We start from the raw sequence: 25,694 nt of genomic DNA, 5'->3' as shown, positions 1-25,694 counted from the left end.
AGAATGATAGCATAACTAGTAATAATAATAATAGTTTTTGGTTTAGGGAGAATACAATGAAAAAGTTAATATTAATAGTTGGTGCGAGCAGTTTGCTAATGGGTTGTGGGAGTCAGAACTTATCTCCTTTAGAAGATAAAACGACTGAGTTACGTGATGATAATCATCAATTAAAACTTGATATTCAAGAACTTAATCAAGAAATTGGCGAACATAAATCTAAAATAGCCGCCCTTAAACAAGATAAAGAAAATACTAAAGAAGCTTCATCTAATAAGTTAAAAATAAAAAATTTAAAAGCATCATCTGATTATTATGATTCTATTGCAAAAGCCATTAAAGATTATAGAGATATTGAGTCAAAAGTTAATAAAAATAATAATAAAGTGACGATTCAAAGAAAATTAGATGACATTTCAAATAATATTGACAGTTCTTTCATTAAATATAAAGAATCTGTAGACTCTGAATCACAATCTGAAGAAGATAAGAAAAAAGAAAAAGAAATACGTCAACTTAATAAAGACTTATCTTCAGCATTCAATACAATTAAAAAAGGATATGAAACGAAAGATAATAAAAAAATAGAAAAAGGTCAAAAAAAACTTGCAACAATAAATACAAATTTAAATTAATAGGAGTTTTGAGATGCGTAAATTCATCTTTTATTTAATATTAGCGATAGCTGCATTTGGTTTAATGATGAATCTTGATGAGTTTTTATTTTCAATTATGAAAGCTATTATTAGTTTTGCAATTATAGCTTTAATTATTTATATTATATATTATTTCTTCTTTTTAACAGAAGATCAAAGGAAGTATAAAAAAGCACTTCGTAAATATAAAAGACAAAAAAGAAAGCAATAAGGCGATATCAAATGATTTCGCCTTATTGCTTTCTTCATAATTATTTACGGTACATCCATGCTTCAGAGCGATATTTTTCTTCGAGTTCTTGTACTTCCTCTTTTTGTTTTTCCGTTAATTCTAGAGGTTTAAAATCTATATTCAGTCCTTTTTTAAAACCTGATTTAAAGGCGTTCTCCATTTCATTTAATGTAATATGTTGATTTGAAATGTCATTAATAGCTACAGCTTTTTGAACAAAATTTTCTTTCATTTTCGCTTTTAGTCGTTCATTTTTAAATATAAACATATCAAATAAATCATCGATATCTATATCTTGTAAAATTGAACCATGTTGAAGAATGACACCTTTTTGTCTGGTTTGAGCGCTACCTGCAATTTTTCTGCCTTCTACTACAAGCTCATACCAACTAGGTGCATCAAAACATACCGAACTTCGTGGTTGCTTTAATTTGTCTCGTTCTTCTTTAGAACGGGGGATAGCGAAATAAGTTTCAAAACCTAAATTTTTAAAACCTTCTAATAATCCTTGTGAAATAATTTTATAAGCTTCAGTTACAGTTGAAGGCATATTTGGATGAGACTCTGGAACAATAACACTATATGTTAATTCTTTATCGTGTAACACGCCTCTACCACCCGTTTGACGTCTTACTAAGCCATAGCCCTTTTCTTTTACCTTATCAATATCAATTTCTTTTTGGAGCCGTTGAAAGTAGCCTATTGAGAGTGTTGCAGGATTCCAAGTATAAAATCTTATAACTGGATCAATTTCTCCACGCGATACAAAATTTAGTAACGCTTCGTCCATTGCCATATTATAATAAGGATTTTTGCTTCCAGTATTTATAAAATTCCATATTTCAGTCATAATCATACCCCTATCGAAATATTAAAATTAAAACTATTATGTTTCTCTTTGTATATTTAGATTATGTGATATAAACATAATCTAACTCGAAAAAATATTTTGATAAATTGTACTAACAGTCTTATAATTATAATATCGGTAAATTAGGGAGGATGCAAGATGAGTATCTCTTTGTACATTGCAATTGGTATTATTGTTATTATCATTGCATATATGATTATCCAACAAATTCTTAATAAGCGAGCTGTAAATGAATTAGACCAGAATGAATTCCATAAGGGTTTAAGAAAAGCTCAAGTTATTGATGTGAGGGAAAAAGTGGATTATGATTATGGACATATTAATGGTGCACGTAATATTCCTATCACAGTATTTAAGCAACGATTTCAAGGACTAAGAAATGATCAACCTATTTATTTATGTGATGCTAATGGTATAGCAAGTTATCGTGCTGCACGTATATTAAGAAAAAATGGATATAAAAATATTTACATGCTTAAAGGCGGTTACAAAAAATGGACAGGTAAAATAAAATCTAAAAAGTAATTTTACGAAATGATGTCTTTAAGTTATTAAACTCTTTGAAAGGATCAGGTTAATAGATGCTTTCAAAGAGTTTTTTAGATGATGATATATAAATCATTTAAAGAAAAGTCTGGGAGATAATGTTCTAGAATAAGTAAAAAAAGGCAATTTCTATTGAAAAATATAGAAATTGTCTTTTTGTATAAAGAAGCCAGTAAATGAATTATAAAAAACTCATTTACTGGCTATTTTGCTAGGAATGATGTCCCAGCCGCTTTCTTTATTTATATAATTTTCATATTGAGAACGACTCGTCATCAAAAGGTACCGTCTCAGCCCGTATAGAGGATTGGCGCACCTTTCTCAAAAATATCATAAAAAAGCTACGTATTAACATCAAATCTAATTTTTAAATGCTTTAAAAAAGATATTTTCTATTTAGTAAAAGATTAGTATAAGTTAACTTTTGATTATTGTAACTTATAGAAGTTTTAGCTAGTATAAAGATTTCTTTTTAGTGATTTAATTATTTTCAGAATCAATATTTGTGTGTTCTTTATACTTTTCGTTCTTAAGTTCTTCAAATTTAAGAATTGGTTTTCGTGCTGCAGTCGTCTCATCTAATCGGTCAATTATAGTTGTATGTGGTGCTTCTAAAACTTTATCTGGATCATTTTTTGTTTCATTAGCGATTTGAATCATCGCATCAATAAAGTAATCAAGTGTTTCTTTAGATTCAGTTTCTGTTGGCTCAATCATCATTCCTTCTTCGACATTGAGAGGAAAATATATTGTAGGTGGATGCACACCAAAATCTAACAGTCGTTTAGCCATATCTAATGTTCTGACACCATATTGTTTTTGTAAAGTTCCACTTAATACAAATTCATGTTTACAATATTGATTGAACGGAATTTCAAAGTGATTTTTAAGGCGAGATTTAATATAATTCGCATTAAGAACGGCAGCTTCAGATACTTCTTTTAAACCATTGGCTCCCATTGATCTGATATAAGTATATGCTCTTAAATAAATACCGAAATTTCCGTAAAACGGTTTTACTCGTCCAATTGAATTTGGAATATCATTGTCATATTTATATCTATCATTATCTTTTATAACCATAGGCTTAGGTAGATAACTGGCTAATTTCTCTACTACTCCAACTGGTCCTGATCCTGGTCCACCACCGCCATGAGGACCAGTGAATGTTTTGTGCAAATTAAGATGTACTGCATCAAAGCCCATATCACCAGGACGTACTTTATCTAAAATAGCATTTAAATTTGCCCCATCGTAATATAATAAACCACCTGCTTCATGAACGATTTTCCCAATTTCAATAATATTCTGTTCAAATATACCTAATGTATTTGGATTAGTTAACATGATTGCAGCTGTATTGTCGTTTACTACTCTTTTTAAATCTTCTATGTCAACTTCCCCACGTTGATTAGATTTTACAGTTACTGATTTAAATCCAGCAAATGAGGCAGAAGCAGGATTAGTACCATGTGCTGAATCAGGTACTATTACTTCATCTCGATGGCTTTGTCCATTTTTTTCATGATAAGCTTTAAAAATCATTAAAGCGGTCCATTCACCATGCGCACCTGCAGCAGGTTGTAGGGTAACTTCATCCATACCAGTAATTTCTTTCAATTCTTCTTGTAAACTATATATAATTTCAAGAGAACCTTGGACGTGTTCTTCTTCTTGTAAAGGATGAGATTCACTAAAACCAGAAATACGAGCTACCTTTTCATTAATTTTAGGATTATATTTCATCGTACATGAACCTAATGGATAAAATCCAGTATCAACCCCGAAATTTTTATTTGATAGTTCAGTGTAATGTCTAACTAAATCTAATTCTGAAACCTCAGGAAACTCAGCCTTATGTTTACGAATATACTTATCATCTAAGAGTGAAGCAATATTGATATTTTCAATGTCATTTTGTGGTAAAGAATACGCATATCTATCTTTTTTGGATCTTTCAAATATTAAAGGGCTTGATTTACTAATCATTTAACTCACCTGCTTTCATAACAAAATCATCTATTTCATCTTTAGATCTTAACTCTGTAACTGCGACTAACATATGGTTTTTAAAATCATCTGATACTTCACCTAAGTCAAAACCACCAATGTACCCATATTCTGCTAATTTAAGATTAATATTTTTTATTGGTTGATTAAATTTGACTACAAATTCATTAAAAGATTGTGCTTTTAGTACCTCAAAACCATGCTCTTCAAACTTATTTTTAGCATAATTAGCATTTATAAGGTTTTGAACTGCAATTTCATAAATCCCTTGTTTACCTAAAGCAGACATTGCTATTGAAGATGCAAGTGCATTTAAAGCTTGATTTGAACAAATATTAGAAGTGGCTTTATCACGACGGATATGTTGTTCTCTAGCTTGTAAGGTGAGAACAAATCCACGATTACCTTCGTCATCTTGAGTTTGTCCAACTAATCGACCAGGTACTTTTCTCATTAATTTCTTTGTTGTAGCAAAATATCCACAATGTGGACCCCCAAATTGGGTAGGAATACCAAAAGGCTGTGTATCTCCCACTACTATGTCTGCCCCGAATGTACCTGGTGGTGTTAGTAATCCTAAAGAAAGTGGATTGGCGTATACGATAAATAAAGCTTTCTTATCCTTTATATAATTATTAATTTGTTCTAAATCTTCAATAGAACCATAAAAGTTTGGATATTGTACAGCGACAGCTGCTGTGTTGTCATCGATAAGTTGTTCTAATTTTTCTAAATCAGTAATAGTACCTTTAAGGTCAACTTCAATTATTTCAAATTCATCACGAGTTTTGGCGTATGTGTGTAGAATTTGTAAGGCTTGATAATGTAGTCCACTTGAAACTACAATTTTATTTTTTTTCGTATGACTTAGCGCCAATATACATGCTTCAGCAAAACTAGTCATACCATCATACATAGAAGAATTTGCTACATCCATATCTGTTAATTCACAAATGAGTGTTTGAAATTCAAAAATTGCTTGTAACTCACCTTGAGAAATTTCAGGTTGATAAGGTGTATATGCGGTGTAGAATTCAGATCTTGAAATCATTGCATCGACAACAGCAGGAGTATAATGATCATAAACGCCCGCACCCAGAAATGTTGCATGTGTTTCTTTAGTTGTATTTTTAGCTGCGAGACGATTTAACCTTCTAAGTAATATCGTCTCCGCTTCGCTTTCGGCAATGTTTAAATTTCTTTTTAATAAAATATCTGTAGGTATATCATCAAATAATTCGGAAATAGACTTTGCCCCAATACTATTTAGCATTTCATTTTTATCTTGTTCAGTTAATGGTATATAACGATGACTCAATATTTACACCCCTTTAAATTTATTTCTCAATTTGATTTTTTTTAACTATTTTTGCCTCAACTTGACGCTTACGTATTTGCACTATTACTTTTTTGCCCATTTCAAATGCACCTCTATCTATTATTGCAAGTGCTATAGATTTACCAGAAGATGGGGATTGTGTTCCTGATGTAACGAAACCAATTTGATTACTATTTTCATCTAGTACTTCATAACCTGTTCTAGCAATGCCTTTACCTAATAGTTCAAGACCTACTGTTCTACGCTCGGAACCATTTTCCTTTTGAGCTTTGAGTACTGATTTGCCAATAAAATCATTTGCAATTAACGGTTTAGCAGCGAAGGCTATTCCTCCTTCATAAGGAGTAATTGATTCAGATAAATCTTGACCATGTAAAGGTAATCCAGCTTCAAGTCTTAGAGTATCACGAGCACCTAAACCGCATGGTGTAACATCGTATTTTAATAATTGTTCCCATATATCCTTAGTATCTTCTTGCTTACAGTAAATTTCAAAGCCATCTTCTCCAGTATAACCAGACTGCGAAAGAATAATAGATTTACCAAAAAGTTGTACATTCTGTTTAAATTCAAACATTGCCATATGGCTTACATCTACATCCACTAATTCATTTATCAATGCTCTTGAACGAGGACCTTGAATAGCTAATTGTCCGTATTTGTCTGAAGTATTGCTTACATCTACGGTGAAATTAGAGCTATGTTTTTTAATCCATTGATAATCTTTATTGGTATTTGCAGCATTTACAATAAGCAAGTAGTGGTTTTCATTAAGTTTATATGTAACTAAATCATCAATGACTCCACCTTCTTCATTACATAAAGCACTATACATTGCTTTATCATTTGTTAGAAGATTTGTATCATTAGAAAGGATGTATTGTATAAATTGTTCTGCATCTTTACCACTAATCTCTATCTCTCCCATATGACTTACATCAAAAAGACCAACATTATATCTAACTGCGTTATGTTCTTCTTTGATACTTGAGAATTGAACAGGCATTGCCCATCCACCAAACTCAACAATTTTAGCACCACTATCAACGTAATTTTGATATAAAGGTGTTTTTTTCAAATCTGTTGTCATACTTGTACCCCCAATTAATAATTTTTAAAAAACAGGATAGCATAAAGCTACCCTGTTTTAATACTCATTTCAGGAATGCGTCACAGTATTATCCTTTTGCCTGAGAGTTTCGTTATTTCACTTGCACCTTCGGCGATAGAGAGTCAAAATTGTAATAGACTATAATCGTTTAACTCATAATGATTCAAGTTTTGATCTCTATTCTCTCTAATACTGATCAATCGCTTAATAATTTTGTTTTAATTAAAGTACAAATTTCAGAGACACTCTGTGCACTATCAACTTTCATGAATGCGATTTCATTATATCTTGAAAGTCTTGAAGAATACAAGGCATCAAGTTGGTTAAGATTTTTACTTTTAGCATTGGGTCTATGTGAATCATTTTTAACTCGTTTGAAAATGATTTCAATGTCACAATCTAGCCAAACCACATGCTTTTGGCTTTTTAAGAGCTTTAATGAATTCGTATCTTCTATAATACCTCCTCCAGTTGAAATAATATCGAAAGTATTGAGACATGCTTTTAGGTACTTTGTCTCCAATGATCTAAAACCTTTTTCTCCGATATCATTAAATATATCAGGTATAGATTTACATTCATTTACTTCAATAAAATTATCTAAATCCACATAACTTAAATTATATAAATCTGAAAGATATTTTCCAACAGTGGTTTTACCAGTTCCCATGAAACCAACTAAAATAATAGGCACTTGAATACTCTTCAAATTAATCTACCTCTTTTAACTTATTAACGATAACTTTATTGTAGTAAACATCTAAGTTATGTATTGTCTTTAATTTTAAACTATATTGAGAGATATAAAAAGATATAATTGATAAATAAATTGAAAAAATTACTATTAAATATAAACTAATGAACGCTTTTTGGCTATAAAAAAAGGATTTCTTTGTGTTTATCGTTCGCATCTCCTGTTGTTATTAATAATTTCACTATATTATCGTTCGTTTTTAATATACGAGTAGATAAGACATGATTTAACAATGTAATATTACCTCTTTGATTAATATTTTTGTAAATTTTACGGTTCTTATAAATATACCTAATAACATCTTTATTTTTCTTAAGTTTAATTGTATATGCATTTTCGATCTCATAATTGTTTTTAGTCGTCATTTTCTCTTTAAGTAAATCTCTTCTAAAAAATTCAAATTGAATATCTTCGTTATTTTGAGCAGTATTTAGATAAAATGAAGTCAATTTAAGTATAGTAGGTAATAAAGTGAGTATTAAAGTAGTCACAAATAAAGCAAATAATGCTTCGATGTAGGTAAATGCTTTTATATTAAATAGAAATACATGTTCGCGTATTAAATGCTTTATCCGCCCCACATATTTTATGATTGAATAATTGTATTTCATAATTTTCTATTACAACCCCTTGATAAAGTTCTTTCTTTTTATAGTGTTGAAGACTAGTTATCATGATTTGCTTGATTTTTATGTTATTTAAATTGATAAGATACTGATTGTTTAAGTTTGAAAACATAGGTATTAAAATCATTGTTATTGTACTAACTATAAAAAAGGCTAGCAATGCATCAATAATTAAAGACCCTTTAAATTTATATTTTGACAAATCTCAAACGCCCCTTTTCAATATGGAAGATTAATCTATAAGCATGTGAATTATATTGTAAAATGAGCGAACCAAAATGATTGATATTTCCATTTTTATCAAAATTTAATGTTTGAATTTTAGCTATATTAGTCACTTTTCCTTTATTAAGTTTAAAACTATATTTATCTCCATTTTCTTCAACTACTTGTACTCTATTTGAATTATTAAAAAATAATAAAGTTATCGATTCATTGTTGCTAATAGCTTTAGATTTATAGTAATTAAATTTTGTTATTAATTGCTTAATTTCATGTTCTTCATCAATTAGCTGAATGTCGAATAGGTTTCGTGACCATAAAGTTGTTATCAACAAGCAACTGATAATAAACAAAGTAAAAATCATCTCGACTAAACTAAATGCTTTAATGTTTTTAATTGGCAACTGCCTCTCCATTTGCAATACTAATTATCTGACCGGATTTACATGTTTTTTGTCCTTCTTTTATAAAACCATCTGAAACCAAATCATCAATATTAGAAGGGTTGCGGTTATGTTTTAAAGCGTAGGCTTCTATTTGACTGTTTACCATTTTAACTTGAGCATCACATCCAGTTGACTGAATATGGGATGTTTGTTTTGCAATATTTGGAATTATAAGTATTAATAATAAACTGATTATTAGTAATACTAAAAGCATTTCTATCAAGGTAAATGCTTGTGTTTGTTTCAATAATTTCAATGTTTTCATTGATGTCACTCCTCAAATTATTTTATTGTTTGCATAAGTTCGAACATAGGAAGCATAATGACTAAGTATAAAGATACAATAAAAATTCCCAAGATAAAGAAGATGATAGGTTGTATAAATTTTGTTTGTTTTAACACTTTTTCCTCAAATTGCTGTAATAACATTTGACTGTATAATTTTAATTCTATATCTAATTTTCCATTTTTCTCTCCTTGTTCTATGAATTTAATTAAATCATTTTGAAAACATTGTAGATTCATTAATATAGTAGGTAACGGGAGCCCTCTATTAGCTTCTTTAAAAAGACGATTACCCAGAAATTTAAGAAATTCGTTATCTTGCTCATTACGATATATTTGGACAATTTGTTGAAGACTTGTACCATTTCTGTAAAATAAAGAAAGCTGATTGGAAAGTTGATAAGTTCTATATATTTTATAATACGTATTAATCATTGGGATTTTTAAAATAGATTTTAATTTTCTCTCAATTGGTAGATAATAGTAAAATTTATAAGTGATAAAAAATGCTATACCACTCATAAAGATAAAAATGAAAGTTAGCTTGGGAAGAAGGGTAATAATAAGAGTTAGTAGATTTTGAAATGTTGATAATTTAACATTCATAGTCTCATAAAGTTGTTGAAATTGAGGTATGACAGTTATATTTAAAATGGTTAATATGAATAAGAAGATAGAAATTAATGCAACAGGATATTGTAAGGTTTTGATGAGTCGTTTTTTAGCTTTCAAATTTCTTTTCATATATTGAACAGTATCAACGAGAGCCTCATCAATGTTACCGTAGTTTTCAGCAAATTTTATTTGAAGAAGAACTAATTCTGGATACCCTATCATTTTTAAAATATCATAACATGTAGCGCCGTTTTGTAGATGTTGGATAATCTTTTCATTTATTGTTCGTTCTTTATATTTAAAATAAGAGTTTAAAAATTTAAAACTTTGATATAAAGTGAATCCGTGACTTAAAAGCTGATGTAATCTCTGTAATAAGTTTATTGATTGTATTTCAGTAAGATATTTATTCCTCTTATATTTAAATGTATTTATCGACAACTTCTTCACATATAACACCTTCTTTAGACATTTTGTTTAAATGTGTAGATAATTTTGTGAAATTTTTAGGTAAAGAATGATTATGTTCAAAAAAATAATTGATTTGGCTTTGAAACATTAATTCCGATACTAGTTGACGAGTATTTGTAGTAGTAGTGATTAATCTTTGATTAGAAATTAAATTGATTGCCTGGCACAACTCTTGGACAGAAATACCCATTTCTAATAATCGTAATAATGCTCCCTTGCAATCATTCGCGTGCATTGTCGACAAAACTAAATGTCCACTTAAACTGGCTTGAATCACGTATTTAGCTACGGTAGAATCTCTGATTTCACCAATTAAAATTACGTCCGGATCACACCTTAAAATGGCTTTGAAAGAGCTTTCATAATTTATACCTGCCTTTTCATTAACTGATATTTGTGTGATTCCATTGAGTATTTGTTCTACTGGATCTTCAACTGATATTACATTTAAATTCAAATTTTGATGTGCATAAAGGACCATTTGGTACATTAAAGTACTTTTGCCAGAGCCAGTTGGCCCACTAAACAAAAGTAGACCTTGTTTCTTTTTCATGAAATGTTTAAAATCTTTAAATTCATATGATTCTCGTTTAGTTTGGAAGTATTGAGGTACTATACGAATTACACAACTTTCATTGCCTAATGATAACGGTAATGTAGAGATTCTTAAATAATATAAACGCTTCATCTTATAACTATATCTACCACTTTGTGCCCTATGCTGTGTTGATACATCTAACCCAGATTGAAACTTCATGTATATAAGTAATTTTTTATAAATTGGAAATGAAAGTGTATCATATATTGTGAGCTCATCTTTAATTCTTAGCTTAATTATAGTGTGTTCCTCACATGGTATAAAGTGTATGTCACTTGCTTCTTGCTTAATTGCATGATTGATAATCTGTTCAAATAAAATTTTCAAAAAAAATCACCTCCTACATATATAAACGTAGGAGGCGATTTTTTTACTCTCTAATATTAACCATTTATAAAAGGATTGAGTTGCTCATCGTCAACTGTGGTGTAAGGCCCATGTCCAGGGAAAAGTGGCATATCACCTTCTAATTCAAATAATTTATCTTTTATTGAATCAATTAATGTTTCATAATCTCCCTTATAAAGGTCTGTACGACCGATACCATTTTTGAACAGAGTATCGCCAACAACAGCAAAGTCATTAAAAACAAAACTAAGACTACCTGGAGAATGACCAGGCGTATGTAATACTTTGAATTTAAATCCTTCAATCTCTGCAGGACCCTCTGATAAACTTAATGGATTTGCGTGACTTTCTATTTTAGATAAACCATATTGTGTAAATTTAGATGAGCCATTTTTATCTGGATCAGTTAAAAAATCAAACTCATCTTTACTCATATAAACTGGAACCTGATATTTTTCAATAATATCATCTAATGCTCCGATATGATCATAGTGTGCATGTGTTAATAAAATTGCTTTTAAAGGTTTATTGATTTGATTTAATTTTTTAATTATTTTTTGACTTTCACTTGAGGGATCGATTAATATTACATTTTCTTCATTCTCAATGAAGTACGTATTAGTGTCAACGATTCCTAATGTTAAATTTGAAATTCGCATTATAATTCACCACTATGGTCTAGATGTTTTTGTACTGATTTTAATTTATCATTCATTTTTCTTGATTTATCTCGACGATCATCAATTCTAATATTTGTACAAACTCTATCTAATCCTTTATCAAAAGGTAATTCATGAATCGCTTGAATCACCTCAAAAAGATCTTTCAAATCACCTTCGATTAATGTATTCATTGGTGTTAATTGATAATCAATTTTCCCTTGTTGTTTAAATTCATTTAACTTTGTTTGGATTTCTGCTATATATTTACTTACACTAGGACCCTCTGTTCCTACTGGAATAACTACTACATCAACAATTGCCATTATTTAGCACCCTCTTTATCTATGATATATGTTTTGATAAGTCCAGCTGCACCAGTAATACCAGCATCATTCCCTAATTTAGCTTGTACTATCTCAGTATTATTTTGAGCTGGAGTAAAAGTTAAATTACGATATTCAGTTTTAATATTTTCTATAAGGATAAGTCCGGCAGTAGACATGCCCCCTCCTAGAACAATATATTTTGGATTACTAGTAACGCTAATGATACTGCATAAATAGCCGATATAATTTGCAACTTTTTCAGTTATAAATATACAGAATTGATCACCGGCTTTAGCTGCATCAAATACAGCTTTTGCTGTTACTTGGTTATCTTTAATAAGTTGTAAAATTGATGATTTAAACGTTAATTTAGGATAATAGAAATTAACTAAATTTACTACACCAGTAGCAGAAGCAACTGTTTCTATACACCCTGATTTACCACAATTGCATTGAAAACGTTGATCAAAATCAGCTCTTAAATGTCCAATTTCAGCGCCTGACCCATTGTGTCCATGTACGATTTCTCCATTAGAAATTATACCTCCACCAAGTCCGGTACCTAAAGTAATGGCTACTACATCATCAGCACCTTCGCCGGCACCTTTATGTTTTTCTCCCAAAGCAGCAACATTAGCATCATTATCAACATAAACTGGACAATTAACATATTGTTTGAAAATTTCTCTTACATTGACACTATCGGGCCAATGTAAATTAACAGCTCCGTATACAACTCCAGTATCAAAATCAACAGGCCCAGGAACACCAATACCGACTCCAACTACATTGTTAAAATCATATTTATATTCTGCAATCTTTTCAGTAAAAGAATTATAAATGTTTTTTAAAAGTAACTCACCAGTGTGGTCACTTGTATCAGTATCAATAGACCATTTATGCAATTGTTCTAAATCCTTGTCAAATATCCCCAATTTACAAGTTGTTCCGCCTATATCAGCAGCTAAAATAATATCTGTCATTACTTTTCATTCCTTCTTTGATTAATTATCAGTATACAATTTAGATATTCATCCTTCGTTAACAATTGATAACTATATAAGGATTTAATCTCTTGTATCATCATTTCATACATATCATCTGGATTTTTAAAATATATAATGAAACCATATGTTTTAAGTAATTGTAACACGTCATAAAAACTTTTAATTTTTCGTGTCATTAGATTTACTCAACTCTTTTTTTAAATTAACATATTTTTTATTATTAGGATTAATTGCTACAGCTTTTTTTATATATTTTAAAGCCTTTTTATCATCACTTAAAGAACGATTAGCTATAGCTAATTCATAATTAAGTACACCTGAATTTGGAAATTTTCTTAAACCTCTTTCCCATTCTGATACGGCCTCTGCTTGCGAACTCTTAGTTGCAGTAATCAAACCACTAAGGTAATATGTTTCATCATCGGCGTAATTATTATTAAGTGTTTGTTTTACAACATTTTTTGCTTCGCTATAATTACCTTTAATCATTTCATCCCGAATTAATTTATCATAGATATTATCCTCACTTATAGTAAATATTCTAATTTGTAAAATGATGAATATAAGTAAAAATACAATCAAAAATGACCAAAATAAAGAGCGTTGTGTTTTGAAATAATAGCCTATTAATGTAATTAATACACCACTGATAAATCCACCTAAATGTGCCATTATATTAATATTAGACATAAAAAGTGAAAAAACGATTAAAACAACCAAAGCAATTAATAACTGGCCAATCATTTTTTTATTAAAATTCTTGCTTAAATACATAATCACAAAAATAGAACCAATTAGACCAAATATTGCTCCACTAGCACCGACTGAAATTGTAGTCGTATTAAATGATAGAGAAACAAAATTTCCATATAATCCGGATATTATATAAATTATTAGCATTCGCCATGATCCAATGATTGATTCGACAATTTTACCAAAAATAAATAGAGAGAGCATATTCATTAAAATGTGTTCGAAATTAAAATGTAAAAACATTGACGAAATAAGTCTATACCATTCTCCGTGAACAACATTAAAATGAACAAGTCCACCTACTTCTAATAGTTTAACATCAGAAAATCGATTTAAGTATAAAATCATACATAACCATATCACAATATTAATTAAGATAAGTGTATATGTAATAGGGGTAAAACGTTGCATATGTTTATCAACAAGATTTTGTGTTAAAACTTTTCTTTTGTAATGAAGGTAAGTCCTTTTATCTTCATTATTAATTAGCATTTTTAAAAGTAAAAAGTTTATAGGGAGTGAATTTAAGCTTTGCTCATTGCTTATAATTTTAAATTTCAGTTTAATTGGTTTTTCTTCATTTAAATTTTCTTTTGAAAGCTCTTTATCCGTAAAATAATAAAATTCATAAGATTCAGGTATATAACCGATGAATTGTTGTATTTCTTCAGGTCGTTCCATAATTTTTGATTTATCAAACCTAATCTCTTGGGTAGATGTGACATCTTTTCTAAATACAACAATTGAATGTTTTCTCTTATGAGACAACCATATTTCATCGTCCTCTTTATCACGATAAATTACATTATAATTAAGATACCTAATCCAGTAGTATAAAGCCTTCCAATAAAGTTTATTAATATTCATTTATTCCTCCACCACTTTATTGTGATAAATAATTAATTGCTCTACAGGTTGATCGTGTGGTTCTATATTGAATTGGGCTAACTGAAAATCGTATAGTAAACTAACTGTATTACATTTATGTTGGCTCAGGAATCGGTCATAATAACCACCACCATATCCTATTCGATAGCCCAATTTGTCAAATGCAACCCCCGGTACTACAACTAAGTCCATTTTATTCGTTGTACCGACTGGGGAAATAGAATGATAAATACCTTTGCTATCTTTCTCGATATCCTCAATTGATAATAGTTGCTTAAAAGTCATGTCTTGCTGTTGATAATTTGTTTCAGGAACAAAAATTTTCTTATTATTGTTTAGCGAATGAGTAATAATTGGATATGTATTAACTTCATGAGGCATCGATAAAACAAAACCAATTGTGTTAGCTTTGCGATAAGCTTCACTTTGATATAATTTCTTAGCCAACCATTCATCAGCCAAATATTTTTGTTCTTTGTCGTAAGATTTCATCTTTTTAATTATATTTCTACGTAGTCCTTTTTTATCCATTTTATTCACCCATTTCGTTCACTTAACATTATAACGTTTATAGTTACTAATGTCATTAAGTTGGTATTTAATGATAAAAAAAGTAAATGAAAAATCCCTTCAAAGTTTTCACTTTTATAAGTGGTTACTTTAAAGGGATTAAATCGATTTTATATTGTCATGTACAAATTTTAAAAAATTTATTATTTAGTTTCACGATGTAAAGTATGTTTGTTATCACGTGAACAATATTTTTTCATTTCTACACGTTCAGGATTATTTCTTTTGTTTTTTGTTGAGATATAGTTTCTATCTCCACATTCTGTACAAGCTAATGTAACGTTTACGCGCATGAGTTTCTCCTCCTTACCTTTTCAAAATACGACTTTTTTATTATACCAATTACTTAACTAATTGCAAAGTATAATTTCGTGATTAGTTGAGTTGACAATTTAAATTAATCTTCTTTCTCTTCGTTATTAGATTGAGAGTCATCTTTTTTATTATCCTTATCTTTAAAATAGTAGTTGATTACGTCTCTACCTAAATCTCCACCATTTAACCAAGGTGGTGGAACAGGTTGATTTGTATAGACAATTGAAAAAGATAATTTAGGATCATCGACGGGTGCATAACCGATATATGTTGAGTTAACTCTAGGTTCTCCGTCTTGAAAAACTTCAGCAGTTCCTGTTTTACCAGCTGAAGGTACTACAGTATTTCTAAAACTAGCATAACCTGTACCTTGCTTTTCATTGAAAGCCATTTTGAAGCCTTCTTGAACTTCTTTAATTTCGTCATTTGAGTTATTTACCTTATTTAAAACATTACCCTTAATTTTACGTTTTAATGGACCAGTTTCATCTTTATTAGTAGATTCATAAATAGACAATCCAATATGTGGTTGAATTCTATAGCCATCATTAGCAATAGTTGATACGTATTGGGACAACTGAAGTGGTGTATATGTGTCGTATTGTCCAATAGCTAAGTCTAAATAGTTACCAGGATTATTAGTTAAGGGTTCTATTTGGCCTGGCGTTTCGTTCGGTAAGTCAATACCTGTTTTTAAGCCAAGACCTACTTGATTTAACCCTTTACGCAATTTACGACCAGCATCTGCTATATTATTAGGTAATGACATACCTGAAGTATAGGGGTCACCTGCTAATTTAAGTGCGGTTTTAAACATGTATACGTTTGATGAATGCATAAGTGCTTGTTTATCATCGATAGATACATGACCATTTTTATTAAAATAAGAACGCTTAGTTAAACCACCTTGGAATTTTAATGGCTCATCTACCATAGTTTCTCCAACATTAATAGCTTTATTTTGGTATCCAGCTAATAATGTTCCTCCTTTTACTGAAGAACCTACTGTGTATTGAGCTGTAAAGTTGCCGATATCATAATCTTTGAGTTTACCTTGCTTATCAATTTGCTTTCCTGCAATAGCGAGAATGTCTCCATTTTTAGGATTTTGGACAACCATTAACGCATTGTCCATATCCTTAGCACCTTGACTACGTAATTTAGAAATTTGTTTTTCTAATAAAGATTCTACTTTTTTCTGTAAATCAATATCTATAGTTAATTGTAAATCATGACCTCTTGAGCCAGGATTAAGTACTTCTGAACTTATTACTCTTCCAGATTTATCAGTTGTATATTTCATTTGTTTCTTCGTGCCTTTAAGAACATCTTCGTATTGATATTCAAGATAAGATTTACCGACCCGATCATTTCGTGAATAACCTTTTGATAAATATTGTTCAGTTAATTCTTTAGGTATACCTTCAGTCGAAGTCGACACATCTCCAAATATGCCTCTTAAAGTATCACCGTATGGGTATTTTCTATCCCAATCCATTGTAGTATTTACACCAGGTAATTTAGAAAGCTGTTGTGATACGGCTGCATATTCTTTCTCGCTTACGTCTTCATTTTTAATTGTTTGAGGATCTAGAGTTGACCCAGCGTTCATTTCCCGATAAATTGCTAAAACTTGCAAATCTTTTTTAGTTAACTGTTTTAATTGTTTTTTTCCTATTTTATCTCTAAGTTGGGTATCAAATTGGTCTTGTGAAATACTGCCATCCTCTAACATTAATTGTTCTTTTCTCATTAACTTTTTAGCAGATGACGGATACATTTGAATCCAAAAATCCTTTTTATCTCTCTCAGTAATTTTATCTGTATCCATTTTAATTAAATCTGTCAGTTTCTTAGCAGTATTTAACATTTCCTTTTGTGATGTTTTACGGTTTCTAGTGTATGTAATAGACATCTTTGAAGCATTATCAACTAGTACTTTGCCATTTCTATCTAGTATTCGGCCTCTTGGTACTGATTCATTAACAGTTATGTTTTCATCGTTTTTGATTAATTGTTTGTAATGAGATCCTTGTGCTATTTGTAAATAACCTAATCTCAATACGACTATAGCAAAGATAAATACTATAAATCCAAATATGAAATTGATTCTTTTATTCATGGTGTTTCTCATTTTTTCATCATTTGATTTTTCTTTTAATCTTTTTAGCAAAACAACCTACCTCTATTCAAAGTCTCTCATACAAATGATATATGATATTAGATTATTTTTCTATCATTTTAACAAAAAAGAAGCGCAGAAAAATTCCTTTATCAATTGATAGTCAAATTTATAAATATACTTTTAAACAATAATCAATAACAAAAATTTTTACATCGGTTTCATCAGTATTGTAATTCAAACTAAATGTATATACTTTTATGTTCATTTAGATTTTAATAAAAATGGATATTAAGTAATGAATCTCATTTCTCACGTGTTGTAGATAGTATATAGTTATATATGTAATTAGCCCTTAGATGCAAATCATCTAAGGGCTATGACAATAAATATAAGGTATTGTTCAAACTGATTTTTAGAATTTTTATGTTCTAAAGTTATTTAATATTGATTATTTAGTTGCATTATATAATTCATTAACTTTTTCCCAGTTAACAACATTCCAGAATGCATTGATATAATCTGGGCGTTTATTTTGATATTTAAGATAATAAGCATGCTCCCAAACATCTAAACCTAAAATTGGTGTTTTTCCTTCAGTAATTGGATTATCTTGATTTGGTGTTGTAACAATTTCTAATTGTCCATTGTTTACAACTAACCAAGCCCATCCTGAACCAAAGCGTGCTGCAGCTTTATCTGCAAATTCTTTTTTAAATTCATCTAAAGAACCCCATTGTTCTTTAATTTTATCTACTACTTCACCTTTTTCTTCAGAATTTGGTGATAATAGTTCCCAGAACAATGAATGGTTAAGGTGACCACCGCCATTATTACGAACAGCTGTTTGAATATTAGATGGCACACTATCTAAATTAGCAACAATTTCTTCGATTGATTTAGCTTCTAAATCTGTCCCTTCAACTGCTGAATTTAATTTTGTAACATATGTGTTATGATGTTTGTCATGATGAATTTCCATAGTTTGTTTGTCGATGTGTGGTTCTAATGCATCATATGCATAAGGTAAATTTGGTAATTCAAAAGCCATAAATAATCATCCTCCTAAATTGTCTATAACTATATCATAACAAGTAGATTTATAAGCAACAAAGAATATGCTTTCAAAAAAGTTTTAATTATTTTCCCGACTCACACGACAATTAAACAAAATTGTTAATGTGAATCTTGTTAATATTTTTCTAAACCTACTAATTGATATACTATAAATATATCTCAAATTTGTGAAGATTAAACATAAAAATGCATAAATTTTAATAAATACGACCAATGGCCTATAATTAATAAAAAGAACCTCAGTTATTGTCACTAGGTTCTTTTCCTACTAATCATGAGTATTCACTTTATGCTAAGAATTAAATATTTAAAATTCGATGATTGAAAATCTTAAATTTAAATGATGAAATGTGCCAGTATTATAATCCGAATGATATTTTAGTTTGCTTTACGTTGACATTCTTCACAAATACCATACACTTCTAATTTATGAGTATGAATATTTACATTGGGTAATTGACTTTTAATCTTTTCTATTGGACAAAAATCAATCACTTTAGTTTCTCCGCAATTTTCGCAAATAAAATGATGATGGTGATGATTTGTGCATGCGATTCTGAATTTCATTTCTCCATCTAATTCGGTACTCTCTATAATGCCTAAATCTTTAAATAAATGAAGATTTCTGTATACAGTATCAAATGATATTCCAGGATAGTCTTTATCCATTTGTTGTTGAATATGTTTAGCATTTAAATATTTATCCTCTTTAACAAAGATATCTAGCATATCTTTACGTTTATCAGTATATTTAAGTCCGTTTTCCTTTAAAACTTTAATTGCATCATTTGTATTCATTCTTAAACGACTCCCTTTTTAAACTTAATTTTTAACTTCTGAATAATCATCGTTAGTATGAGCATTAATACCAATAGTACAACAATGACGCCACCAGGTGATATATTCATATAAAAAGCTATAATTAATCCTAGAATTACAGATAATTCTCCTAATATAACACTTAATGCTATTAATTGTTTAAATCCTTTAGTTATTCTCATTGAAATTGCTATAGGAAGAGTTATTAACGCGCTTACTAATAATATACCTACAACTCTCATTGATGCAGATATTACCATAGCAACAATTACTATAAATAAAAATTGAATCCACTTTGGTATACCTATGACCTTACTATATTCTTCGTCAAATGATAAAATAAACAATTCTTTATAAAATAAAACAATAAATATGAGAACAATTATTGTAATGATAATAATTGTAGTTAAATCACTAATATTTACTGCACTAATTGATCCAAATAGTAGGCCTACGATTTCTTGATTAAAACCATCTGCTAGAGAAATAAAAATAGCACTTAGAGCAATACCAGCGCTCATTATAATAGGAATTGCAATTTCTTGATAATTAGAAAACGAAGTCCTTAATTTTTCAATTAATAACGCTCCAATAACAGCAAAAAGAATACCAAACCACATAGGGTTTATTACTGAGAAAACGGGAATAATGGTAAGCAAAAACATACCAAAGGAAATACCACCTAATGTCACGTGGCTTAAAGCGTCAGCAATTAAAGATAGTCTCCGAACTACAATAAATGCACCTATTAATGGTGCGATAAAGCCAATAAGCAGACCGCTAATCAAAGAATATCTAATAAAATCAAAATTTAATAACGCATCTATCAAAAGTTACACTTCCTCTTTGTTTCTAATATAAATTTATTCATTTCCCTCATTACAACATGTTCGGTTGTGTTGATGATCAACAAATTGAATAGGATGACCATAAATTTTTGAAATTTCAACTTCATCTAAAGACTTAAATGCTTCTGTGGAACCGTGGAAATGAAGATGTTTATTTAAACATGCTACTTCAGTAGCGGTATCTGCTACAACGCCAATATCGTGAGTGACTAAAATTATTGTAATCCCCTGTTTTTTTAATTTATCAAGTGTATCGTAAAATTTGCTTACATGTTTTGCATCAATTCCGTTTGTAGGTTCATCTAACACTAGCACACTTGGGTCTGAAATAAGTGCTCTAGCAATAAGTACACGTTGTTGTTGACCACCAGATAGTTCAGCTATATTTTTATTTATTAAATGAGATATATTTAATCTCTCTAATACCTTTGTGACTTTTTGATAGTCATTTTTATTAAATCTTTGAAATAATTTTTTTGTTTTAGTCAGACCACTTAAAACAACTTCCTTTACACTAGCTGGGAAACCTGCATTGAAGGCAGAAGCTTTTTGAGAAACATAGCTAATTTTCAATGAAGATTTATTACCTTTAAATGGTTTTCCATCAACAATTATCTCGCCCTTTTGTATAGGCAATAGCCCTAGTATAACTTTTAGTAAAGTAGATTTGCCTGCCCCGTTCGGACCAACAATTGCTAAAAATTCTCCCTGATTAATTTTGATATTTATGTTCTCTAATACATGCTTATTATCGAAATAATAATCTAAATTTCGTAATTCAAAAACTGGTGTTGTCATGGTTTTCACCTCGCATATAACTATACAACTTATTAATTTTTATGTAAATAGTAATGTTTACGACTATTTTAAATTACATATAGTTTTGCTTGTTCTATAATTAGTCTAGTGACTTTATAGTCGCAATTAAAACGATGTTATTTTTATTTAACATGATGAAATAATTAAGCCATTCACTGAATGAAAAGACGATGAATGGCTTAATTTTATAAATATTTTATTGAGTTAAAATTTTGTTTTTGAGTTCTGGATCAAATTTTTGTGATTTTAACATGTCTATTTCTAATTTATACGGTGGTTTTTTATTTTTTTTATCTTCACCAACATATGGAGTTTCTAATATTTTGGGAATATTTTTAAAAGTATCATGATGTACTACGTAATTAAGTGCATCAAAGCCAATATGACCAAAGCCGATATTTTCGTGACGATCCTTCTGTGCACCTCTTAGGTTTTTACTGTCATTAACATGTACTACTTTAATTCGATCTACTCCAATTATGCTGTCGAATTTTTCTAGTACACCATCGAAATCTTCTTTGACGTTATAACCGGCATCATGAGTGTGGCACGTATCAAAACATACTGATAAGCGATCATTATGTGTAACACCATCAATTATTTGAGCAATTTCTTCAAAAGATCTCCCTACTTCTGTTCCTTTACCCGCCATAGTTTCAAGTGCTATTCTTACATCATTATCATGTGTGAGTACTTCATTAAGTCCTTCAATAATTTTTTGAATTCCTTTATCTACACCTGCTCCGACATGCGCTCCAGGATGCAGTACAATATCTTTCGCTCCGAGCGCTTGAGTTCTTTCGATTTCTTTTTGTAGAAAGTCGACTCCTAAATTAAATACTTCAGGTTTGGTTGTATTTGCAATGTTAATGATATATGGTGCATGTACAACGATATTTGATAAGCCATATGTTTTCATTGCCTGCTGGCCTTTTTCGATATTTAAATCTTCAATATTTTTACGTCTTGTATTTTGAGGCGCACCTGTATAAATCATAAATGTAGATTCACCATATTTATGTGCTTCTTCTGCTGACCCTTGCAGCATTTTTTTGCCACTCATTGAAACATGTGATCCTATTAACATTCATTTCACCTATCCTTTATTATTTTTTCGTTTTTGTCTATTTTGCTTTTTACTATACTGCTTTCTTTCTTGACGTTTCATTTTTTCAACTTCTTGTTTAAACTTCTTTTTATAGCCTGGTTTAACTTTACGTTTTGATTTACTTCTTACTTTGTGTTTAACTTCATTTGTTAAATGGTCATCTTTGCGCTGTCTTGATTTACGCATATTGTATGCCTTTATCGGTTTTAATTCACCATTCTTAATATCTACATTTTCAAATTTATAACCTCTGTCTTCAATAAGAGTAATATTACTTTCTTCATCAGGACTATATAATGTAATGGCTACACCTTTATAATTACCTCTTCCTGTTCGACCTACGCGATGTGTGAAGAAATCGATATCATTGGGTACATCGAAATTAATAACATGACTTACGCCTTCAATATCTATTCCTCTAGAAGCAAGATCGCTTGCAATGACAAATTGAAAATCTAAATTTCTTATTCTTTTCATTTGTTGTTTACGTTCTCTTGGTGTTAAACCACCATGAATCATACCTATTTTAATTCCTTCTTTATTTAAAGTGTCTGCCAATTCATCGGCATTTTCACGACTGTTACAGAAAATAATACATAGATAAGGATTCAATATATCTATCAATTCCAATGTTTTATCTACCTTAGCAGAACCTTTTGTAGGAATTAGATAAAATTCGATATTTTCTTTATTATGAGCTTTGCCATCAACTTCTACAAATTCTGGTTGACTTAAATATTTATTTAAAAATGGTTGTAATGATTTAGGTATTGTTGCACTAAATACCGCTAGATGAGCATTTTCATCATCTAATCTCGCTGCAATATGGTCAACATCTTCAATGAGACCGAGGTCAATCATTAAATCAGCTTCATCTATAATTAAATATGACGCTAAATGTGCATGAAGATAACCTGAATGTGCTAAATCATTAATTCTTGTTGGTGTACCAATAATGAGTTGTGGTTGATGGCTACATCGTTGTTTATCTTTTTCTAAATCGGTACCACCAATGAAAAGTTTTACATTTATACCTTTTTTGAATTTTACTAAATGCATAGCAACTTGATATAGTTGCTGAGCAAGTTCACGTGTTGGAGCTACTACGATGGCTTGTGGCTCTTGAATGTCACTTTCTATAAGTTGAATTAATGGTAAAAGAAAAGCGTGTGACTTTCCAGTTCCAGTTTGAGATTGTCCTATTAAATTTGTTCCTTTAAGAATTCTCGGTATGATTCTATTTTGGATTTCAGTCGGTTTTTCAAAATTGAGATTTTTAACAGCTTCAATTAAATTCTCATCTAAATTAAAGTGTTCAAATGGATGTTTTGACATAATTTGTTCTCCTTTAAATGTTTATCAATAACATTTATTTATATTTAAATGGATCTGTGTTGATTTCAGAAGCATATATTGGAAATTGATTTTCATATTTAAATAACCATTTTTCTAATAATTCTTTTAATCCTTCTTTCATAACATACTCACTATAATGATTGATGTCTAATAAATTTACATTTTGGATTTTAGCATCTAAAGCATCATGGTGTTTAATATCACCAGTAACAAAAACATCTGCTCCAAGTTGGCTAGCTTTATACTCAAATCCTATACCTGAACCACCTATGATAGCTACTTTCTTAATTGGACTATCATGTTGACCTGTATATCGTACGCTCGGTATATTGAGCTGTTTTTTGGCATATTCAGAAAATTCATCTAAAGTCATAGTTTGGTTTAATTGTCCAATAATCCCTAATCCATACTCACTTTCTTTGTTCATTTTAATAAAATCAAAAACTGGTGTTTCGTATGGGTGATTATCTAAAATAGCACGTTTAGTTATTTCTAATTCATTGTCTTTTATCATAAACTCAAGTTTTATTTCATCAACATATTCGATACTATCTAACTTCCCTATATAAGGACTTGCATCACCTACTGGTTTAAATTGCCCTTTACCTTCACTTTCAAAGAAACAATATTCGTAATTACCTTCTTTAGCTAATCCAAGTTCGTTTAAACTGTCTTTGAAATCTTCAATATAATTTTTAGGTATAAAAGTTTGAACTTTGTAATAATATGAGCTATTTGTATTAATCATTGATATGTTCTCTAAACCTATTTGATCCGCTAACATTCGATTGACACCTTTAGGATTTACATCAAGATTAGTGTGTAATGCTATAAGATTGATATTATTTTGGATAAGTTTACGAATTATACTACCATATCCATCTTCAACGATACGTTTTACTCCTTTGAAAATAAGTGGATGATGAGCAATGATGGTATTGGTATTAAGTTCAATTGCTTGGTTAACAACATCATCGGTGCAGTCGAGTGTTGTCAGAATACCTGTAATATCTAACTTATCATTACCAATTAATAATCCTACATTATCCCATGATTCAGCTTGATGAAATGGAACGTGATTATTTAAAACTTCCATCAGTTCACTAATTTTCATTAATTAACACCTCTTGTATTAAGTTAATTTCATCTTCTATTTCTTTTAGTCTCTCATGATGTGATGTTGAATTCAATTGGGATTTTATATCACGCAGTGCTTCTAACTCTCTTTGCCATTTTTTTTGAAAAATGTTATTACATTCTCTAAGTAAAAATGGTCCGAATTTTTCTTGTAATATATTTAATTTAACTAAGTTATTATTAAACTCAGCTACCACGATTTCATATATGTGACCCTTTTCCTCAATGATTCTTTCATCAACGATTTCATATGAAAGTTTATTAAGAGTTTGTCTTAATGCTTGAGTTTGTATGTTGCTTTGTAGTATGAGTCTTGGATGGTTAACTAATTTATCTTTTCCATCGTTTAATATTTTTGCAATTAATGGCCCTCCCATACCACAAACAGTTATATTATCAATTTGGTCTTCTGTGTTTATAACGCTTAGACCATCGCCTAGACGTACATCAACCTGTTGATTTAATTCATAATTTGCAATATTTCTTTTAGCAGCCTTATAAGGTCCTTGAATCACTTCTCCCGCTATTGCTTTTGTGCATAAGTCGTTTTGAATTGCATATATAGGTAGATATGCGTGGTCTGAGCCAATATCAGCCAATGTTCCTCTTTTAATAAATGAGCATACAATTGATAATCTTTGGTTAAGGTTAATCATTTTTAAACTCCTTATATGTATTAAAAAAGAGTAGGATAGAATTCAGTAATAAGAAATTTGAATTCACTATCCCACCCTTCTTTAGTGTGATGATTTAGTTA

29 protein-coding genes, 1 pseudogene and 1 riboswitch are annotated in these 25,694 nt (G+C 29.8%); of the genes and pseudogenes, 3 read left to right on the top strand and 27 right to left on the bottom strand.

Annotated elements, in window-relative coordinates:
- Positions 1 to 56 precede the first annotated feature (56 nt).
- Complete coding sequence (locus tag NST35_RS06190; RefSeq protein ID WP_002446522.1) at positions 57 to 635, top strand: hypothetical protein; 579 nt, start codon at positions 57 to 59, stop codon at positions 633 to 635.
- 13 nt (positions 636 to 648) lie between these two features.
- Positions 649 to 867: an SA1362 family protein gene (locus NST35_RS06185; protein WP_001831076.1), complete on the top strand. Its 219-nt coding sequence runs from the start codon at positions 649 to 651 to the stop codon at positions 865 to 867.
- A gap of 40 nt (positions 868 to 907) precedes the next feature.
- On the opposite strand, the gene NST35_RS06180 is transcribed toward NST35_RS06185, so the two are convergent.
- Complete coding sequence (locus NST35_RS06180) at positions 908 to 1,738, bottom strand: lipoate--protein ligase family protein (RefSeq protein ID WP_002457720.1); 831 nt, start codon at positions 1,736 to 1,738, stop codon at positions 908 to 910.
- A 159-nt stretch (positions 1,739 to 1,897) separates the two neighbouring features.
- Here NST35_RS06180 and NST35_RS06175 point away from each other — a divergent pair, with 159 nt between their 5' ends.
- Positions 1,898 to 2,284 carry a rhodanese-like domain-containing protein gene (locus NST35_RS06175; protein ID WP_002446524.1) on the top strand — a complete coding sequence of 129 codons (387 nt, stop codon included), beginning with the start codon at positions 1,898 to 1,900 and terminating at the stop codon, positions 2,282 to 2,284.
- Between the two features lie 501 nt (positions 2,285 to 2,785).
- Here the strand turns inward: NST35_RS06175 and gcvPB are convergent.
- The 26 genes and pseudogenes from gcvPB to NST35_RS06045 all read right to left on the bottom strand — a co-directional run bounded on the left by gcvPB (position 2,786) and on the right by NST35_RS06045 (position 25,593).
- Complete coding sequence (gene gcvPB / locus NST35_RS06170; RefSeq protein ID WP_002446525.1) at positions 2,786 to 4,294, bottom strand: aminomethyl-transferring glycine dehydrogenase subunit GcvPB; 1,509 nt, start codon at positions 4,292 to 4,294, stop codon at positions 2,786 to 2,788.
- Complete coding sequence (gene gcvPA / locus NST35_RS06165; RefSeq protein ID WP_002446526.1) at positions 4,287 to 5,633, bottom strand: aminomethyl-transferring glycine dehydrogenase subunit GcvPA; 1,347 nt, start codon at positions 5,631 to 5,633, stop codon at positions 4,287 to 4,289. Before gcvPA ends, gcvPB begins: the two co-directional genes overlap by 8 nt.
- Before the next feature lie 19 nt (positions 5,634 to 5,652).
- A complete protein-coding gene (gene gcvT / locus NST35_RS06160) occupies positions 5,653 to 6,744 on the bottom strand; it encodes a glycine cleavage system aminomethyltransferase GcvT (RefSeq protein ID WP_002457722.1) in 1,092 nt (363 codons plus the stop codon).
- Between the two features lie 78 nt (positions 6,745 to 6,822).
- Positions 6,823 to 6,965: riboswitch (glycine riboswitch) on the bottom strand.
- Positions 6,962 to 7,474: a shikimate kinase gene (locus tag NST35_RS06155; RefSeq protein WP_002457723.1), complete on the bottom strand. Its 513-nt coding sequence runs from the start codon at positions 7,472 to 7,474 to the stop codon at positions 6,962 to 6,964. Its footprint overlaps the riboswitch before it by 4 nt.
- Positions 7,475 to 7,638: 164 nt before the next feature.
- Complete coding sequence (locus NST35_RS06150) at positions 7,639 to 8,130, bottom strand: competence type IV pilus minor pilin ComGF (RefSeq protein WP_002457724.1); 492 nt, start codon at positions 8,128 to 8,130, stop codon at positions 7,639 to 7,641.
- Positions 8,054 to 8,347 (bottom strand): hypothetical protein, encoded by a 294-nt coding sequence (locus NST35_RS06145; protein WP_002446530.1) that lies wholly within the window; start codon positions 8,345 to 8,347, stop codon positions 8,054 to 8,056. The genes NST35_RS06150 and NST35_RS06145 overlap by 77 nt, the downstream gene beginning before the upstream one ends.
- Positions 8,334 to 8,771 carry a competence type IV pilus minor pilin ComGD gene (gene comGD / locus NST35_RS06140; RefSeq protein ID WP_002446531.1) on the bottom strand — a complete coding sequence of 146 codons (438 nt, stop codon included), beginning with the start codon at positions 8,769 to 8,771 and terminating at the stop codon, positions 8,334 to 8,336. Before comGD ends, NST35_RS06145 begins: the two co-directional genes overlap by 14 nt.
- A complete protein-coding gene (gene comGC / locus NST35_RS06135) occupies positions 8,761 to 9,078 on the bottom strand; it encodes a competence type IV pilus major pilin ComGC (protein WP_340747276.1) in 318 nt (105 codons plus the stop codon). Before comGC ends, comGD begins: the two co-directional genes overlap by 11 nt.
- Positions 9,079 to 9,095: 17 nt before the next feature.
- Positions 9,096 to 10,163 carry a competence type IV pilus assembly protein ComGB gene (comGB, locus tag NST35_RS06130; RefSeq protein WP_002457726.1) on the bottom strand — a complete coding sequence of 356 codons (1,068 nt, stop codon included), beginning with the start codon at positions 10,161 to 10,163 and terminating at the stop codon, positions 9,096 to 9,098.
- Positions 10,135 to 11,109 carry a competence type IV pilus ATPase ComGA gene (gene comGA, locus NST35_RS06125; RefSeq protein WP_002446534.1) on the bottom strand — a complete coding sequence of 325 codons (975 nt, stop codon included), beginning with the start codon at positions 11,107 to 11,109 and terminating at the stop codon, positions 10,135 to 10,137. The genes comGB and comGA overlap by 29 nt, the downstream gene beginning before the upstream one ends.
- 56 nt (positions 11,110 to 11,165) lie before the next feature.
- Entirely contained in the window at positions 11,166 to 11,789 is a 624-nt protein-coding gene (locus tag NST35_RS06120; RefSeq protein WP_002446535.1) for an MBL fold metallo-hydrolase, read from the bottom strand.
- A complete protein-coding gene (locus NST35_RS06115) occupies positions 11,789 to 12,115 on the bottom strand; it encodes an MTH1187 family thiamine-binding protein (RefSeq protein WP_001831234.1) in 327 nt (108 codons plus the stop codon). The genes NST35_RS06120 and NST35_RS06115 overlap by 1 nt, the downstream gene beginning before the upstream one ends.
- Entirely contained in the window at positions 12,115 to 13,101 is a 987-nt protein-coding gene (locus NST35_RS06110) for an ROK family glucokinase (protein WP_001831113.1), read from the bottom strand. The genes NST35_RS06115 and NST35_RS06110 overlap by 1 nt, the downstream gene beginning before the upstream one ends.
- A complete protein-coding gene (locus NST35_RS06105; RefSeq protein ID WP_001831138.1) occupies positions 13,101 to 13,301 on the bottom strand; it encodes a YqgQ family protein in 201 nt (66 codons plus the stop codon). Before NST35_RS06105 ends, NST35_RS06110 begins: the two co-directional genes overlap by 1 nt.
- Positions 13,285 to 14,745 carry a rhomboid family protein gene (locus NST35_RS06100; RefSeq protein ID WP_001832757.1) on the bottom strand — a complete coding sequence of 487 codons (1,461 nt, stop codon included), beginning with the start codon at positions 14,743 to 14,745 and terminating at the stop codon, positions 13,285 to 13,287. Before NST35_RS06100 ends, NST35_RS06105 begins: the two co-directional genes overlap by 17 nt.
- Positions 14,746 to 15,297 (bottom strand): 5-formyltetrahydrofolate cyclo-ligase, encoded by a 552-nt coding sequence (locus NST35_RS06095; protein WP_001831001.1) that lies wholly within the window; start codon positions 15,295 to 15,297, stop codon positions 14,746 to 14,748. It abuts the gene before it with no gap.
- Positions 15,298 to 15,479: 182 nt separating this feature from the next.
- Positions 15,480 to 15,629: a 50S ribosomal protein L33 gene (rpmG, locus tag NST35_RS06090; RefSeq protein WP_001830957.1), complete on the bottom strand. Its 150-nt coding sequence runs from the start codon at positions 15,627 to 15,629 to the stop codon at positions 15,480 to 15,482.
- Positions 15,630 to 15,733: 104 nt separating this feature from the next.
- Positions 15,734 to 17,824, bottom strand: a complete 2,091-nt coding sequence (locus NST35_RS06085; protein ID WP_002456490.1) for a peptidoglycan D,D-transpeptidase FtsI family protein — start codon at positions 17,822 to 17,824, stop codon at positions 15,734 to 15,736.
- A 400-nt stretch (positions 17,825 to 18,224) separates the two neighbouring features.
- Entirely contained in the window at positions 18,225 to 18,824 is a 600-nt protein-coding gene (locus tag NST35_RS06080) for a superoxide dismutase (RefSeq protein WP_001831217.1), read from the bottom strand.
- 404 nt (positions 18,825 to 19,228) lie between these two features.
- On the bottom strand, positions 19,229 to 19,648 hold the full coding sequence (locus tag NST35_RS06075) for a Fur family transcriptional regulator (protein ID WP_001831164.1): 420 nt from the start codon (positions 19,646 to 19,648) through the stop codon (positions 19,229 to 19,231).
- 2 nt (positions 19,649 to 19,650) lie between these two features.
- Positions 19,651 to 20,499 (bottom strand): metal ABC transporter permease, encoded by an 849-nt coding sequence (locus NST35_RS06070; RefSeq protein WP_001831102.1) that lies wholly within the window; start codon positions 20,497 to 20,499, stop codon positions 19,651 to 19,653.
- A 33-nt stretch (positions 20,500 to 20,532) separates the two neighbouring features.
- Positions 20,533 to 21,331 (bottom strand): annotated as a pseudogene (locus NST35_RS06065) (metal ABC transporter ATP-binding protein).
- A 201-nt stretch (positions 21,332 to 21,532) separates the two neighbouring features.
- Positions 21,533 to 22,423, bottom strand: coding sequence for a deoxyribonuclease IV (locus NST35_RS06060; RefSeq protein WP_002456488.1), 891 nt, complete (start codon positions 22,421 to 22,423; stop codon positions 21,533 to 21,535).
- A gap of 9 nt (positions 22,424 to 22,432) precedes the next feature.
- Entirely contained in the window at positions 22,433 to 23,779 is a 1,347-nt protein-coding gene (locus tag NST35_RS06055) for a DEAD/DEAH box helicase (protein WP_001832762.1), read from the bottom strand.
- 34 nt (positions 23,780 to 23,813) lie between these two features.
- Positions 23,814 to 24,914 (bottom strand): Nif3-like dinuclear metal center hexameric protein, encoded by a 1,101-nt coding sequence (locus NST35_RS06050; protein ID WP_001831093.1) that lies wholly within the window; start codon positions 24,912 to 24,914, stop codon positions 23,814 to 23,816.
- Positions 24,904 to 25,593, bottom strand: coding sequence for a tRNA (adenine(22)-N(1))-methyltransferase (locus NST35_RS06045; RefSeq protein ID WP_002486240.1), 690 nt, complete (start codon positions 25,591 to 25,593; stop codon positions 24,904 to 24,906). The genes NST35_RS06050 and NST35_RS06045 overlap by 11 nt, the downstream gene beginning before the upstream one ends.
- Between the last annotated feature and the right edge of the window lie 101 nt (positions 25,594 to 25,694).

The sequence above is a fragment of the Staphylococcus sp. FSL W8-0304 genome, from assembly GCF_038006565.1.
Taxonomy (GTDB): domain Bacteria; phylum Bacillota; class Bacilli; order Staphylococcales; family Staphylococcaceae; genus Staphylococcus; species Staphylococcus epidermidis.
Note: the sequence above shows the minus strand (reverse complement) of the source record. Positions and strands in the feature narration are given on the sequence as shown.

Coding starts and splice junctions, on each gene's coding strand:
- NST35_RS06190 (WP_002446522.1), top strand. CDS start 57: ATGAAAAAGTTAATATTAATAGTTGGTGCGAGCAGTTTGCTAATGGGT.
- NST35_RS06185 (WP_001831076.1), top strand. CDS start 649: ATGCGTAAATTCATCTTTTATTTAATATTAGCGATAGCTGCATTTGGT.
- NST35_RS06180 (WP_002457720.1), bottom strand. CDS start 1,738: ATGACTGAAATATGGAATTTTATAAATACTGGAAGCAAAAATCCTTAT.
- NST35_RS06175 (WP_002446524.1), top strand. CDS start 1,898: ATGAGTATCTCTTTGTACATTGCAATTGGTATTATTGTTATTATCATT.
- gcvPB (WP_002446525.1), bottom strand. CDS start 4,294: ATGATTAGTAAATCAAGCCCTTTAATATTTGAAAGATCCAAAAAAGAT.
- gcvT (WP_002457722.1), bottom strand. CDS start 6,744: ATGACAACAGATTTGAAAAAAACACCTTTATATCAAAATTACGTTGAT.
- NST35_RS06150 (WP_002457724.1), bottom strand. CDS start 8,130: ATGAAATACAATTATTCAATCATAAAATATGTGGGGCGGATAAAGCAT.
- comGC (WP_340747276.1), bottom strand. CDS start 9,078: ATGAAAACATTGAAATTATTGAAACAAACACAAGCATTTACCTTGATA.
- NST35_RS06120 (WP_002446535.1), bottom strand. CDS start 11,789: ATGCGAATTTCAAATTTAACATTAGGAATCGTTGACACTAATACGTAC.
- NST35_RS06115 (WP_001831234.1), bottom strand. CDS start 12,115: ATGGCAATTGTTGATGTAGTAGTTATTCCAGTAGGAACAGAGGGTCCT.
- NST35_RS06110 (WP_001831113.1), bottom strand. CDS start 13,101: ATGACAGATATTATTTTAGCTGCTGATATAGGCGGAACAACTTGTAAA.
- NST35_RS06105 (WP_001831138.1), bottom strand. CDS start 13,301: ATGACACGAAAAATTAAAAGTTTTTATGACGTGTTACAATTACTTAAA.
- NST35_RS06100 (WP_001832757.1), bottom strand. CDS start 14,745: ATGAATATTAATAAACTTTATTGGAAGGCTTTATACTACTGGATTAGG.
- NST35_RS06095 (WP_001831001.1), bottom strand. CDS start 15,297: ATGGATAAAAAAGGACTACGTAGAAATATAATTAAAAAGATGAAATCT.
- rpmG (WP_001830957.1), bottom strand. CDS start 15,629: ATGCGCGTAAACGTTACATTAGCTTGTACAGAATGTGGAGATAGAAAC.
- NST35_RS06080 (WP_001831217.1), bottom strand. CDS start 18,824: ATGGCTTTTGAATTACCAAATTTACCTTATGCATATGATGCATTAGAA.
- NST35_RS06075 (WP_001831164.1), bottom strand. CDS start 19,648: ATGAATACAAATGATGCAATTAAAGTTTTAAAGGAAAACGGACTTAAA.
- NST35_RS06060 (WP_002456488.1), bottom strand. CDS start 22,423: ATGTTAATAGGATCACATGTTTCAATGAGTGGCAAAAAAATGCTGCAA.
- NST35_RS06055 (WP_001832762.1), bottom strand. CDS start 23,779: ATGTCAAAACATCCATTTGAACACTTTAATTTAGATGAGAATTTAATT.
- NST35_RS06050 (WP_001831093.1), bottom strand. CDS start 24,914: ATGAAAATTAGTGAACTGATGGAAGTTTTAAATAATCACGTTCCATTT.
- NST35_RS06045 (WP_002486240.1), bottom strand. CDS start 25,593: ATGATTAACCTTAACCAAAGATTATCAATTGTATGCTCATTTATTAAA.